General features: G+C 64.0%; 13 protein-coding genes and 1 tRNA gene. 7 read left to right on the top strand and 7 right to left on the bottom strand.

All coding sequences use genetic code 11. The features are described from left to right. Positions 1-25 precede the first annotated feature (25 nt). Both AC1TPF_RS21890 and AC1TPF_RS21885 read right to left on the bottom strand, forming a co-directional pair. Positions 26-2,185, bottom strand: a complete 2,160-nt coding sequence (locus AC1TPF_RS21890) for a glycosyltransferase family 39 protein (protein ID WP_482145297.1) — start codon at positions 2,183-2,185, stop codon at positions 26-28. Continuing rightward, complete coding sequence (locus tag AC1TPF_RS21885; protein ID WP_482145556.1) at positions 2,182-3,438, bottom strand: bifunctional glycosyltransferase family 2/GtrA family protein; 1,257 nt, start codon at positions 3,436-3,438, stop codon at positions 2,182-2,184. The genes AC1TPF_RS21890 and AC1TPF_RS21885 overlap by 4 nt, the downstream gene beginning before the upstream one ends. Before the next feature lie 112 nt (positions 3,439-3,550). Between AC1TPF_RS21885 and AC1TPF_RS21880 the strand changes: the two genes are divergently transcribed. Next, positions 3,551-3,976 (top strand): HIT family protein, encoded by a 426-nt coding sequence (locus AC1TPF_RS21880; RefSeq protein ID WP_482140879.1) that lies wholly within the window; start codon positions 3,551-3,553, stop codon positions 3,974-3,976. Here AC1TPF_RS21880 and AC1TPF_RS21875 read toward each other — a convergent pair. The 3 genes from AC1TPF_RS21875 to AC1TPF_RS21865 form a co-directional block, all read right to left on the bottom strand. Continuing rightward, on the bottom strand, positions 3,966-5,411 hold the full coding sequence (locus AC1TPF_RS21875) for a sensor histidine kinase (protein WP_482145296.1): 1,446 nt from the start codon (positions 5,409-5,411) through the stop codon (positions 3,966-3,968). The two genes, AC1TPF_RS21880 and AC1TPF_RS21875, sit on opposite strands and share 11 nt — an antisense overlap. Next, entirely contained in the window at positions 5,408-6,106 is a 699-nt protein-coding gene (locus tag AC1TPF_RS21870) for a response regulator transcription factor (protein WP_482145295.1), read from the bottom strand. The genes AC1TPF_RS21875 and AC1TPF_RS21870 overlap by 4 nt, the downstream gene beginning before the upstream one ends. A gap of 198 nt (positions 6,107-6,304) precedes the next feature. Beyond that, entirely contained in the window at positions 6,305-7,489 is a 1,185-nt protein-coding gene (locus tag AC1TPF_RS21865; protein ID WP_482145294.1) for a winged helix DNA-binding domain-containing protein, read from the bottom strand. A 715-nt stretch (positions 7,490-8,204) separates the two neighbouring features. Here AC1TPF_RS21865 and AC1TPF_RS21860 point away from each other — a divergent pair. After that, the gene (locus tag AC1TPF_RS21860; RefSeq protein ID WP_482145293.1) at positions 8,205-9,446 is read left to right on the top strand and encodes a hypothetical protein; all 1,242 of its coding nucleotides are present in this window, start codon (positions 8,205-8,207) and stop codon (positions 9,444-9,446) included. 114 nt (positions 9,447-9,560) lie between these two features. On the opposite strand, the gene AC1TPF_RS21855 is transcribed toward AC1TPF_RS21860, so the two are convergent. Next, a complete protein-coding gene (locus AC1TPF_RS21855) occupies positions 9,561-9,950 on the bottom strand; it encodes a RidA family protein (protein ID WP_482140888.1) in 390 nt (129 codons plus the stop codon). Between the two features lie 87 nt (positions 9,951-10,037). Between AC1TPF_RS21855 and AC1TPF_RS21850 the strand changes: the two genes are divergently transcribed. Together AC1TPF_RS21850 and AC1TPF_RS21845 are read left to right on the top strand one after the other, a co-directional pair. Beyond that, positions 10,038-10,532 (top strand): hypothetical protein, encoded by a 495-nt coding sequence (locus tag AC1TPF_RS21850; RefSeq protein ID WP_482140890.1) that lies wholly within the window; start codon positions 10,038-10,040, stop codon positions 10,530-10,532. A gap of 24 nt (positions 10,533-10,556) precedes the next feature. Then, positions 10,557-10,895: a hypothetical protein gene (locus AC1TPF_RS21845; RefSeq protein WP_482140892.1), complete on the top strand. Its 339-nt coding sequence runs from the start codon at positions 10,557-10,559 to the stop codon at positions 10,893-10,895. Between the two features lie 120 nt (positions 10,896-11,015). Here the strand turns inward: AC1TPF_RS21845 and AC1TPF_RS21840 are convergent. After that, positions 11,016-11,090, bottom strand: a tRNA-Thr gene (locus tag AC1TPF_RS21840). Positions 11,091-11,096: 6 nt separating this feature from the next. Between AC1TPF_RS21840 and AC1TPF_RS21835 the strand changes: the two genes are divergently transcribed. The 3 genes from AC1TPF_RS21835 to AC1TPF_RS21825 are packed head-to-tail and all read left to right on the top strand — an operon-like array spanning position 11,097 to position 14,282. Next, complete coding sequence (locus AC1TPF_RS21835) at positions 11,097-12,614, top strand: threonine/serine exporter family protein (protein ID WP_482140894.1); 1,518 nt, start codon at positions 11,097-11,099, stop codon at positions 12,612-12,614. An 18-nt stretch (positions 12,615-12,632) separates the two neighbouring features. Then, entirely contained in the window at positions 12,633-12,800 is a 168-nt protein-coding gene (locus AC1TPF_RS21830) for a hypothetical protein (protein ID WP_482140895.1), read from the top strand. A gap of 3 nt (positions 12,801-12,803) precedes the next feature. Beyond that, on the top strand, positions 12,804-14,282 hold the full coding sequence (locus tag AC1TPF_RS21825; RefSeq protein WP_482140897.1) for an alpha,alpha-trehalose-phosphate synthase (UDP-forming): 1,479 nt from the start codon (positions 12,804-12,806) through the stop codon (positions 14,280-14,282). Positions 14,283-14,321 lie beyond the last annotated feature (39 nt).

Raw genomic sequence — 14,321 nt, 5'->3', positions numbered from 1 at the left:
AGGTCAGCACATGATGGAGCGTGGATCAGGCGGGTTCGGTGAGGTCATACAGGGTTACCGAACCCACCGTCGTGCTCGAGAAGTTGGCCTCGACCCACTCGGTGATCTCAGACGCGGTGCCGCTGCCACCGCCCCCCATCTGGCCGCCACCGGCGATGAAGTAGTGGATCTTCCCCTCGTGCACATACACCTGGAACTCGGTCAATGTCGGCGACGGATCACTTCCGTTGAACCCGCCGATCGGCATCACCGAATGCTCGGTGGCCAACTGATATCCCGACGCGCTGTTCGAGCCGATGGCGGCCGCCACCCAGGTGAACTGGTCGGCGTCCTCGTTCAAGGTCGCAACCATCTCGCCGGTTGGCGTCGATCCGGAGAGCAGTCCGCTACCGGCACCGCCCATCTGACCGGCCTCACCCATCTGCGCCCGGCCAACTGTGGCGCCACCCGGTCCCGGCATCGCACCTTGACCGCCCGGTGCGCCTCGCCCGTCGGGCATGCCGGGCATGCCTTGCTGCCCGGTCATCCCGGGCGGCACCATGTCGCCGGTGCCTGCGGTCATCCGACGCATCCCACCGCCCGGCCCGAAACCGCCGTCGGACGACGGCCCGGCAGTCGGAATGGATCCCGACCTGGTGGACGAGACCGTATCGATCGCATATGCGGCCGGACCCACCAATCCCAGGGTCAGTGCCACAAACGCTGCGACGAGTGCGACACGCCGCAGTGCCGGTCTCGCCAGATGTGAGAATGCCACAACGACCGCGGCGACGACCGATCCGATCAACACGACATAGCGCAACCACGGCACGAAGTCCGGTGAACGCCCCAGGAGTACGTAAGCCATTGTGCCCGTTGCCAGAATCGCACCGGCCAACACCAGACGCACCCACAGCCGATCACGGCGCTGCCAGCACTGAACCGCCCCGGCACCCACGAGTGCGGCAATCGCCGGCGCCAGCGCCACCGTGTAGTAGGCGTGGAAGATCCCGGCCATGAAACTGAACACAGCCATCGTGGTGACCAGCCACAGTCCCCAGACCACCAGCAGTGCACGTTTGCTGTCGGTCCGTACCGACCTGCCGCGCAGAATGATTGCGGCGACACCCACGATGAACGCGGCCGGGATAAGCCAAGCGATCTGACCACCCTGCGATGCGTCGAACATGCGCGTCCAGCCGGTATCACCCCACATACCACCCCCACCCCCGCCACCGGGACCGGCGGGGAATCCCCCAGCGGGGAATCCCTCGGCGGGGAATCCCTCGGCGGCCAATCCTCCGACGCCCTCGCCGGCGGTTCTACCACCCCCCGGCGTGACGCTGCCCGTCTCGTTGCCATTGAGTCGACCGAATCCGTTGTAGCCCAAGGTCAGTTCGAGGATCGAGTTGTCCTGTGATCCACCGATGTACGGGCGCGAGCCGGACGGCCACAATTCGACGGCCAGAACCCACCAGCCCGCGGAGACGATCATCGCTCCGAGCGCAGCGAACAGATGCCCCAGTCGGGCGATCCAGGTTTTCTGTCCAAACGCGATGTAGGTCAACGCCAGCGGTGGGATGACCAAGAACACCTGCATCTGTTTGGTCAGAAACCCCAGTCCGACAAACACACCCGTCAGGATCATCCACCGGATCCTGCCGTCGTCGATGGCCTTGAGAGTCGCCCAGACGGCGGCGATCATCAACAGCACCAGCAACGCGTCGGGATTGTTGAAACGGAACATCAATACCGCGACCGGGGTGAGTGCCAACCCGACACCGGCGATGAGTCCGGCGACGGGACCAAAACGTTTACGGACAATCCAGTAGAGCAACGCCACCGATGCCACACCCATCAACGCCTGCGGCACCAGGATCGCCCACGAGTTGAGACCGAAAAGTCGCACCGAGAGCCCCGGAATCCACAGCGACATAGGCGGTTTGTCCACCGTGATCGAGTTCGCCGCATCCGAGGACCCGAAGAACCACGCCTTCCACGACTGCGATCCTGCCTGAATTGCTGCCGAGTAGAACGAGTTCGCCCACCCGTTGACACTCAGGTTCCACAGATACAGTCCCGCGGTGGCGACCATGAGTACGGCAAATGCCGGCCACTCCCAGCGCGGCCGGGGCGCTGACATCGGGGCTGGTTCCGGCGATGCCGGCTCCGGCTCGGCCGGTGGACGATCGATCAGCACCGTCATGCCGATACCTCCTTGTTGTTATGAGACGTGCGAAATACCAAGCGAAACCCGACAAAACGAAGAACGGTGGAGATCAGGTTGGCCACCACCAGCACGGTCAGCTCAACGTGCTTGGAGACATCCGGCGCCCAAAGGTGCAGCAGTATCAACGATCCGGCGGTCAGCACCCATCCGAGTGCAAATATCGCGATGCCCTGCAGCTGATGCTTGGCGGCGCCACCGCGACCGCGCACACGAAATGTGAACGCCCGGTTGGCGGCTGTGTTGAACACGGCGGTGATGAGCAGTGCGAGAAAGTTGGAGATCTGGGCGCCGACAATGGAATGCAGCGCGAGATAGAGCACCGCATAGGCGATCGTCGAGGCCACGCCGACCAGACAAAATCGAACCAGCTGGCCGACCAAACCGCGCGGTACACCGGCCACCTGCGGACCGATTTCGCTGCGGCCCAGGCTTTCTCTGAGCTCGGCGACCGGCAGCCGACCGGAGGCGAGTGCCCGGCCGACCCGCCAACACCCCTTGATGTCTTCCGCCGCGGTCGCGACGATGTCCACCTTGCTGTGAGGATCATCGATCCAATCGACCGGAACCTCCGCGATCCGCAAACCCGCCCGCTGGGCGATCACCAGCATCTCGGTATCGAAGAACCAGCCGGTGTCGTCGATCATCGGCAGCAGCCGGCGGGCGACATCGGCCCGAACAGCCTTGAAGCCGCACTGCGCGTCGGAGAAGCTCGCACCCATGGTGGTGCGGAGCATCAGGTTGTAGCCACGGGAGATGAACTCCCGCTTGCCACCGCGGACAACCCGCGACGACCGGGTGAGCCGGGTACCTATCGCAAGGTCGGAATGTCCGGAGACCAGCGGGGCCACCAACGGCAGTAGTGCGTTCAGATCGGTCGAGAGATCCACATCCATGTAGGCGACCACCGCGGCATCGCTGTCACGCCAGATGCACTTGAGCGCACGACCACGCCCCTTCGCATCGAGATGGACGACCCGCACACGGCGGCCGTTCTCGATCGATGCGGCGAGTTCCTGCGCGATCGCCAATGTGCCGTCGGTGCTGGCGTTGTCGGCGATGGTGATCCGTGCCGGATAAGGCATGTGGGCACCCAGATGTGCGGTGAGCCGGTGGATGCACGACGCCAGGTCCGCTTCCTCGTTGTAGACCGGGACAACGATGTCGATCATCGGTGCCGCGGGTGTGAGATCGACGACGATGGCGGCAAGCTCGGCCGGGACCTCGTCCATGGTGTCTGCGCTCATGCCAGTCACTGTGGAATCCCAGCCTGTCGCAGAGCTGCACCGCCGCTGTCAGGTTCCTGCAAGCGCTGCGACCAGCGGACGGGGATAAGGTCGAGACATGGCATCGGTTTTCACAATGATCATCAACGGCGACATCCCCGGACGCTTTGTGTGGAAGGACGACGACGTCGTGTCGTTCCTGACCATCAACCCGGTCACCGACGGGCACCTGCTGGTTGTCCCGCGACAGGAGGTCGATCACTGGGAAAGTGTCGATCCCGCACTCTTCGGCAAGATCAGTTCAGTCGCGCAAACGCTGGGACTGGCCGTCAAAACGGCATTCGACGCTCCGCGGATGGGCCTGCTGATCGCCGGACTCGAGGTTCCACACCTGCACGTCCACGTGTTCCCCGCCTGGCAGCTGGAGACCTTCGACCTGGCAAACGCACAGAAGGAACCCGATCCGGCGGCTCTCGACGCCGCCGCCGACAAGATCCGGGAGCAATTACGCGCCCTTGGTCACGGCGCCTACGTCAGCGACTGATCCGGTCCCGCGGAATCCGCACCCAGAACGTCGCACCTTTTCCGGGTTCTGATTCGACACCGACGGTGCCTCCGTGCGCGGCGACCAACGCCGCGACGATCGACAGGCCAAGGCCACTGCCCGAGGAATTGTCGGTGCGATGGCGCGATGAATCGGCGCGGTAGAACCGCTCGAACACCCGCGCCCGGTCCTGCGCACTGAGCCCCGGACCGGTGTCGGTCACCGACAACACCGCATCGTTGTCGACGGTGCCGACCCGAACGGTGATCGACACGTCGTCGGGCGTGTGCAGGATGGCATTGCCGACGAGGTTGCTCAACACCTGCGCGAGCCTGGCAGCATCACCGGAGACCTCGGGAACACCCGGTCCGTCGAATACCTCCACCGAGATGTCTCGGTCGGGGGCCGCCGCTCTCGCGCTGTGCACCACGTCGGATGCCAGCGCCAACAGATCGACCGGCGCCCGCTCGAGTGGTCGCTGGGCATCGAGCCTGGCGAGCATCAACAGGTCTTCGACCAGCAATCCCATCCGCTTGGCCTCGGTCTCGACCCGCGACATCAGTACCTCGGTGTCAGTCATCGCACCTTGCCGGTACAGCTCGGCGAATCCCATGATCGACGTCAGCGGGGTGCGTAGTTCGTGGCTGGCGTCGGCCACGAACCGGCGCATGTTCTCTTCGGAACGGCGCGCCTGCTCCTCCGAGGCCGCCGTCGCGGCGAACGCACCCTGAATCTGATGCAGCATCGAGTTGAGCGACTCCGCGAGCCGCCCGACCTCGGTGTTCGGTGCCGCCGGGGGAACTCGTTGATCCAGGTCCCCCGCCGCGATCGCCTGCGCCGTCTGCTCCACCCGTTCCAATGGCCGTAAGCTGGTGCGCACCAACAGATATCCGAGCGCACCGATCACCACGATCACACCGGCACCGATACCGACCTGCAACCAGATCAATCGGTTCACCGTGTCGTCGACGTCGGTCAATTCCACCGCGACGATGGCGCTACCGTACGGCGAGGACGTCTCGACAACCCGCCATCGCGGTCCGTCGCCAACCGACTTCACCGTGACCGGGTCCGTGCCAAAACTGTTGGCGTCGGACAGATCCGGCTCCGCCGCGTTGTCGTTGACGATCATCGTGCTGCCGTCGGACCGCTGGATCTGAACGTAATACGGTGTTGGCGGACGGCCGTTCTCGACGTCCTGGGGGTCCATTTGTGGGGGCGGCAGGGCCCGCGGTCTCGCCCACCCCGCGGCCGCCTCCCGCAATGAACTGTCGGTGCGGTCCATCAAGTTGTTCCGCATGGCCGACGTGACCGCGACCCCCGACACCAGAAGCCCCATGGTGACCAGGACCAGCGTCAGCGCCACCAACGACACCCGAAGCGGGATGCCCCGGCGAACTCTCGCTGCGATGGTGACCTCGGGAGTGCTGGTCACCGAGGCTCGCGCATCACGTATCCGACACCGCGCAGGGTGTGGATGAGCCGCTTCTCGCCGGTGTCGACCTTGCGCCGCAGATAGGACACATACGACTCGACGACGTTGACCTCTCCGCCGAAGTCGTAATTCCAGACGTGATCCAGGATCCGGGGCTTCGACAGCACGGTGCCTGCGTTGATCATGAAGTAGCGCAGAAGGGTGAACTCGGTGGGCGACAGCGACACGAGCTCGCCGTTCTTCCACACTTCGTGGGTGTCGTCGTCGAGTTCGATGTCGGCGAACTTGATTCGCGAACTGGCCTCTGGCTTCTCGCCGAATCCACCGCGCCGCAACAGCACCCGCAGCCGGGCGACAACCTCTTCGAGACTGAATGGCTTGGTCACATAGTCGTCACCACCGATGGTGAGCCCGGTGACCTTGTCCTCCACCGAATCCCGCGCCGTGAGGAACAACGCCGGCGCCTCCACGCCATCGGCACGCAGACGACGAAGCAGCCCGAAGCCGTCCATCCCGGGCATCATCACGTCGATGATCAATGCGTCCGGACGGAACGTGCGGGCAATGTCGAGAGCGCCGGGTCCATCTGGCGCTGCCCGCACCTCGAATCCCTGGAACTTCAGTGAGACCGACAAGAGCTCGCGAATGTTCGGCTCATCGTCGACCACCAGCACCCGCGCACTCTGATCACTCATGCCTCACACCCTGCCTGACCGTCTTATTCAGAGTCTGCCAGCAACCTGGGAGGTTCCTGTGAATGACGTTCAAATCGACCCGATCGAGACCTTCCTTCCGATTTCATCGTCCCCACCTGCATCTTCAACCCCCGCCTCGAACAACATTTGAGTCTAACGAGGGGTAGACATTGATTCTGCGAAGGCAACCGATACCGGTCAGCCGTCGAGTGTGCGATGAAATGGCGCCGGATACCCGGGCTTGGGTCGGTGATCGCCGAGCCAGTCACCGAGTTCAACGGCCCGACGGCCGATCGCGGTTGTGGCGGCGCGATTCAACTCCTCCAACAGATACGTACCGATGGACCCATCCGGCCGCTGATGCCATCCGCCCACGACCCGTCCGTCCCACCAAACAGTTTGTCCACCATTGCCGTTCGAATCGAACAGATGCGGCGAGTGCGGCCCGAGATACCAGTCCCGCTGTTTCCATCCCATCAATGTCGGATCGAGTTCGGGCAGCAGCAGTGCAGTCGGCGGGGCGGCCTCCACGTCGTCGAGATCGTCAGGCAGGACGTACCCGATCGATCCGTCGCCGAGGTCGACCTCGACGACGTCGAGAGCCGAGAGCGCTTTTCTCACAGCAGTTTTCGTGGATCCCAACCACCAGACGATGTCGGTTTCGGTGCCGGGACCGAACTGACGCAGCCATCGCCGGATCAGTTCACGGTGCCCGGTGTCGGGATCTTCCACCGGCAGCGGCTCGCCGAGCCAATCCGACATCGCTGTCCACCTGGGCCGCGAACGCATCCAGTTACCGTCGTTGGGTCCGCGGACGATCTCGCCGGCGGCGCTCATGTGGTTCAGCACCCGTGGCCCCATCTGAGCCACGCCGGCCCACGACTTGCCTTCACCGTGCGAGATTGATCCGGCGAGCTCGGGCAGTTCTTTGCGCAATTCGGTCGACGTGGCCGTCCGCCCGTCGACCAGCGCACCGGACACTGCCGCCCGCGCCTTCGCGATCCAGCCTTCGGGGTCGGGAAAATCGTCGCTGCGGCGCAGATCCCGCAGCATGTTCGTGCGTTCACTGGCGGCGACCCGCTGCCCCACCGCACTGACCGCATCGGCCAGCGCGGGCCGGGGAAACGCGAACAGCGTGCGCCGCATCGCGAGCTGTTTGATCAGTGTTCGGTCGCCATACAGCGCCCGATCCATGTCAGAGACATCGAAGCCCGGCATGCGCGCCCATGCCGACAGATAGACCGTCGCCGGGGTGGTCGCGTGAAGCGCGACAACCGCTTCGGCGGCCTCCACCGGAGTTGACGCCGCGGACTCGGCGATCAGCCGATGACGGCGCAACAGTCGTGCTCGGCGTTGCTCGGTGCTGATCGCTGGGCGGGTCACGACTTCATGCAATCAGATCAGCGCGTCTCCAGCGATTCGAGGTGCCGCAGCCAGCCGCCATAGTTGAGGTCACAGATGGCAGAGCGAGCAGCATCACGCACTTTCCGGCGCCAACGACCGTGCACTGGACGAGGGCAGCACCGGTCCTGGATCTTCGTCGACGACCCCGACTTCGAATCGAAGCCGGCCGGGTACTCGGTCTCTACGCACGAACCTGGGAGAGGGAACCCTTGGGCGACAACGACTATGCAATTCCTACGAATGAAGACACATCCATTCGGGCCCACACCTACCATCACCTGGCGGCCAACGACGCGCAGCGGCCACGACGTTCGGTCGCTGCGAGAACACCACCGGCACAGAAGAGTTCACGAAAATCGCCGAACAGGTTATGGCGATCGGCCCGCCGCACAGTTCCCGAGGCGATCCTGGTGCATACCCCGCGGTGCACACATCCTGGCTCAATCAGGTCGAGATCTTCTTCTTTGTACGCTCAACGAAAGATATTCTCGCCCAACGATTTCATCACACCGACACCCAACCCGACCCGACAAACGCCGACCAGCAGATGAGCCCTACCCGACGAACTATGGGCGAGACCACTAAGTAAGCCGCACGCATCCCACACACAATCGCCAATTGTCGGACACTCAGGTTCTTCTCAGCTACGCTCTGCGCTGGTCGGCGCCGTCGGCAGTTCAGCAAAGGAGATCCTGTGCAACTCACGCTCTTTCGGCCCTATGTCACCGCTGGTATATCGATGGTCGGCGCCGCCGTCATCGCGATCGGTCCGATGAGTCCCGCCGCAGCCTCGCTGCCCGACATCCACGTGCCGGCGATTCAAACCTCCTCGGTGGGGGTGCAACTCGCCGCTGCCTTCAACCCCACCGCCGACCCCCTCACGGCGTGGGCCACCACCGCCATAAACACGTTCGAAAACACTGTGGCGCTCGGCGGGCAGGTCATCGGTAACGGCGCGCCAGTCTTGACCCAGATCCTCGCCAACCAGATCGGCTACGCCAACCTGATCGGCACATCGCTCCAGAACACGGCCACTGGATTGGAGGCCTGGGCGAGCGACACTTTGCCCTTCTACCTGCAGTATGCTTCCGACCTGTTCCAAGAGGGCCAGGTCGGGGAAGCGTTCAACTGGCTTGTCTACGCCGCTGCCAGCGTGGCATTTCCCTTGTTCCCGATGGTCGATATCCTCAGTATCCCGGGTGCCATAGCGCTGAACTTCGGAAATGTCGTCGCTCAACTAGGACCTGTCGTCATGGGACTTGGTCTCAGCGCCGTCACCGCGATCGAAGATCCCTTTCTTGCGTTTGGGAATCAGCTGCAGGCCTTTGCTGACGCAGTGAACGCCGGCGACCCACTCGCCGCAGTGAACGCGGTGCTGAACGTTCCCGCCGCGATGACAAATGCCTTCCTCAATGGGCAGGTGTTCACCGGGGTACTCGGCCCGTACAACACGATGTTCGGCACCGGCTTTCTCGGCGCTCTATTGGTAGGCGTGCCCCAGCTGATTGCGGATGCGCTCACGCCGCCCGTGCCTTCGCCTGCGCGCAGCACGGTGGTGACCGACCCGCCGAATACCAACGCACCAGCCGCCGCGAAAACGTCGGCCGTCGAGGCCGGCAACACCACGCCCAACGGGTTGCCCGCAACCACGGACGAAGCGCTCGCTGCTGCCGTCAGCTACAACTCCGGTCCCGTCGACAGCCCCTCGAGCATCGCGATACCGCAGATGAATACGGCAGAAAATGTGACGTCGTGGCTCCATCCGAAGCCTGAGACGGCCGAGATTCCGGCGGCCGGCGAGCCTTCCGGCAGCGGCAACGAATCATCCAGCACGCATGGCGGCGTCGACAGCTCGCCAAGCACTGGCGCCGACGACGATTCAACGGACGCGGCGGGCGACAGCTACCGCAGCCTCCAGCCGCTGGCCGGTTCATAAGTAACCCCGCCCTCCTCGGCGGTTCACGCGGTCGCCGCACCACTCACAGTTTGAGCGGTGCGGCGGCCCACCGCACTCACCGAGTCGGTGGGCGTGGCCCGCGAAACGAGCAGATTATGGCGCCGGGATCGCGGCCACAGCTTCGATTTCGACCAGCTGATCGTCGTATGCCAGCACCGAGACACCCAGCAGGGTGCCTGCCGGCTTGTGGTCGCCGAAGACCTCGGTCACCACGTCCCACGCGACAACCAGATCGGCCTGCAGGTGCTCGGCGACATACACGGTGACCTTGGCGACATCGGTCAGTGACGCGCCCGCTTCGGTCAATGAGAGTTCCAGGTTTGCCATGCACTGACGGGTCTGTTCACTGACGTTTCCCGGCGCGACCGTCACCCCGTCCGCGTCGAGCGGCGCGGCCCCGGCTGTGAACACAAGACTGCCGGGAGCAATCGCCGCGCTGCGCGTGTGACTGTTTTCCGGTCGGTTGATCTGCACTGATGACATGACGCAATCCTAGGTGGTGCGACATCGACGTCACGTGACCCCGCGCGGTTTCCCGCACTCGACCGGCAGCACTGGCACAATGCCGTCATGGGACCTGGTGTCACGCCGCAAAGCGCCTATTTTGTTCTCGGGATGCCCGACCATGCACTGGTCGGCGCCGGACTCGACATCAGCCAGGCCGAGGTGTTCTTCGACGAAGAAGCTGCGCTGGCCTCGGTTGATCACCACTACACGCTCGCCCGCGACATCGCGTCCGACAAGGTGCTGGCATCAACCGATTGGTTTGTCCTGACCGCACTGGTCGGCGACGGCGTCAGCCCGGCCTACGGTGATCACTTCTTCGCCTACGACGAAGACGACCGGCCGTGGGCGATCGCAGGCGGCTTCACCCGCGCCGAGGAGATGACGGACTGGCTACCGTTCATCTTTGCCGTCGAAGACCTGCACGAACACTGGTCACCGGGCGGGGTCGACGAACATCTTGTGCCATTCGAAACCACCCGCGATGCGGACATCGACCTCTCACGGGTCTGGTTTGCACCGGTGATGGCGCAGCGGGTGTACCCCGGCGTGACCGACTGATATCCGAGCACGATCGCCCCAACCGTGACGCGGCTGATCCTGCAGATAACGCCTACGTTGATGTTGGACATCGTCGATGATGGATATGTGACCCAATTCATGGATGAGATCGACAACGCGATCCACGCGCTCAGGGAGCGACTGGACGCGCTGCAGGCGACCATGACGTACGCGCCCAATCAAATGACGCCGTCAGCGCGCGAGAAGCGCATCAAACTCGACGAGAGCATCGTCGAACTTTTCACGATCAAGGCGCTGGTCGCGCCTCCCAATACGGATCCGCCAAGCAAGGAACTGCGGCAGCGTCTGCACCACGTGCTGTGGTTGAACGGTCTCCTCGACCCGAAGACTCCCCGCCCATAACGTCCGATGTGCCCCGCCCTTTCCGCTGGGCGTGGTTGCGCATCGCATGTACCGGGCTATGGCGCTGATCTGTAGCACCGAGCCAACCCGCCGGAACCGGCGAGTTGACCCTGAACTCTGTGGAGCCCCCTGTCAGGATTGAACTGACGACCGCTCGCTTACAAGGCGAGTGCTCTACCACTGAGCTAAGGAGGCAACTGCGTGCGTGAGTATATCGCGAGACTTCCCCGGCTCCTCGCCGGCAGTCGTCGAGCGACGATCGACACCATCGAACCATTCGAACCGGCGATATCTCCCCGACAGCCGATCGATCTCACCGACGATGCCGCGGTGACCGAGGTTCTGGACCTTGCGATCCAGGTAGGCGCGGTGTTGCTCGACTCGGGCACCGGTGCGATCGACACGCAAACGCAGGTGCGGTTTGTGGCGAGCATGTACGGCGTCGAGAACTGCGACGTTGATGTGACGTATAACACCATCTGGGTGAGCGCGCGTCGCGGTACCTCGATGACACCGGTCACCGCCATGAAGGCGGTGCACTACCGATCGCACGACTTCACCCGCCTGGCAGCCGTCGACCGGTTGGTCCGGAAGATCCGCAACCTGGCGATCGACCCCGGCGAAGCCCATACCGTCATCGACGCCATCATCTCCGCACCGCACCCCTATCGGCGCTGGATCGCGACGCTCGCGTGGTCGACGATGGCCGGCGCATTGTCTGTTCTGCTCGGTGGCGGCTGGCTGGTCGCAGTGGTTGCCTTCTTCACGACTGCGGTGATCGACCGAACCAACCGACTGCTCAACAAGATCGGCACACCGCTGTTCTTCCAGCACATGACCGGCGGTTTCATCGCGGTGATACCTGCGGCGGTCGTCTACGAGAACAGTGAGGCCCTCGGGGTCGACATCAAACCGTCACTGGTCATCGCGGCCGGCGTGGTGGTGCTGTTGTCCGGGCTCTCGCTGGTCGGTTCGGTGCAGGACGCGATCACCGGGGCCCCGATCACCGGCGGCGCACGTTTCTTCGAGTTGCTCATCATGACCGGCGGCATCATCAGCGGCGTGGGTATCGCCATCCGGTTGATGGAGGCCACCGGCGTCTATCTGCCGACAATCACTTCGACCACCGCATTCGACCTCGCCAACACACCGGTACGGGTGGTCGCCGGTGGCACGGCCGCCGCGGCGTTTGCCGTCGCGAGTTATGCGGAGTTCCGGGCTCTGCCGACAGCGTTCATCGGAGGCGCGATGGGTGCCGCCATCGTCGCAACGGCCGGCCACTACAACTTCGGCCCGGTCATCTCGGCCGGGCTCGCAGCCGCCATGGTCGGCCTCGTCGGTGGTCTGCTCGCCCGCCGCGCGCTGACGCCACCACTTGTGGTCGCGGTCGCGGGCATTACGCCGCTGCTGCCCGGTCTGGCCATCTATCGAGGGCTCTACGGATTGATCGGCGGTCAGACCATCGACGGTCTGACCGCGATCGGATCAGCACTCGCTGTCGGCTGCTCACTCGCAGCCGGCGTCACCCTCGGCGAATTCGTCGCCCGGACGCTGCGCCGCCCCCGGATTGCGACAAAGCCGACCCGAGCGCTTTTGACCGCACGCTCGTCCATCCGCCCTGGTCGCATGACAGGTGAGCCCGAGGTCGACTCCGAGGCAGAGACCCAGCCACTGCGGAAGTCGGACCTGCGCGCGGGCCTCACCGATAGACGAGTATGAGCAGGTAGAATGTTCGCCATGCCTGCCAAGACCAGTGACAAAACCGATATCGCCGAAGAAGATCTGGAACCCGTCGCCGACGAGACCGCCACCTCCGCGCGCCGGGTTGTCGCTGCTTATGCAGTCGATGCCGACGAATGCCGGATGTTGCTGGCAATGCTGGGAATTGCTCCGGGCGAAGCCTGATCTGTGGCAACCAAGCGATCGAATAAGTCCGACCCGCGCGCCGATTTTGTTGTGGTCGCCAACCGGTTACCGGTTGACAAACAGGTACTCCCCGACGGCAGCGTCCACTGGCAGCGAAGCCCCGGCGGGCTGGTCACCGCCCTCGAACCCATTCTCCGGTCACAGACCGGTGCCTGGGTCGGTTGGTCCGGCCTGCCGGATTCGGCGGAGCATCCCGAGGTAGAAGGGCTCCAACTCTTTTCGGTGCCGTTGTCGGCCGACGAGATCGCCGAGTACTACGAAGGCTTCTCCAACGCCACACTCTGGCCGCTCTACCACGACGTCATCGTCAAACCCGAGTATCACCGCGAATGGTGGAACTCCTACGTGGCCGTCAATCGACGGTTTGCCGAAGCCGCGTCGAAGGCGGCCGCCGAGGGCGCGGTGGTCTGGATCCAGGACTACCAACTGCAGTTGGTACCGAAGATGCTCCGGATGCTGCGTCCCGACCTGAAGATCGGGTTCTTCCTCCACATCCCGTTCCCCCCGGTTGAGCTGTTCATGCAGATGCCGTGGCGGACCGAGATCATCGAGGGTCTGCTCGGGGCCGATCTGATCGGATTCCACCTGCCCGGTGGTGCCCAGAACTTCCTGTATCTGGCCCGCAGGCTCGCCGGCCAGGCCACGTCCAAGGGACAGGTCGGTGTCCGCGCCAAGTTCGGTGTCGTGCAGGTCGGTTTCCGCACGGTCCGTGTCGGCGCCTTCCCCATCTCCATCGACTCGGGCGAACTCGATGCACGCTCGAAGTCCAAGGAGGTCCGCAAGCGGGCCGCCGAGATCCGCCAAGAACTCGGCAACCCGAAGAAGATCCTCCTGGGCGTCGACCGCCTCGACTACACCAAGGGCATCGACGTCCGATTGCAGGCACTCGCCGAACTCCTCGAGGAGGGTCGGGTCAATCCCGACGACATCACGATGGTGCAGCTGGCGACGCCCAGCCGTGAGCGGGTCGACAGCTACATCAAGATGCGCGGCGACATCGAACAACTTGTCGGCAACATCAACGGCAACTTCAGCGAAGTCGGACATCCGGTGGTGCAATATCTGCACCGCCCGGTCCCCCGCGACGACCTCATCGCGTTCTTCGTCGCGGCCGACGTCATGCTGGTCACGCCGCTGCGAGACGGCATGAACCTGGTCGCCAAGGAGTATGTCGCCTGCCGCAGCGACCTCGGTGGCGCATTGGTACTGAGCGAGTTCACCGGCGCGGCAGCCGAACTCCGGCAGGCATTTCAGGCCAATCCGTATGACACCGACGGGGTGAAGCAGGCCATCGCCGATGCCCTCGAACAGGATCCCGACGAAGGCAAGCGCCGGATGCGGGCCCTGCGGCGGCAAGTCCTCACCCACGACGTGCAGCGCTGGGCGAAGAGCTTCCTCGGTGCCCTGGGTGCCGACACCGAAACGATGCCGAGCGAGAACCGTGGACTTGACATTGTCTGAGTGCCGATGGACCGGCAATTCGCCGAGTCCGGACCAGAA

Source organism: Williamsia sp. Y853 (genome assembly GCF_056786495.1).
Note: the sequence above shows the minus strand (reverse complement) of the source record. Positions and strands in the feature narration are given on the sequence as shown.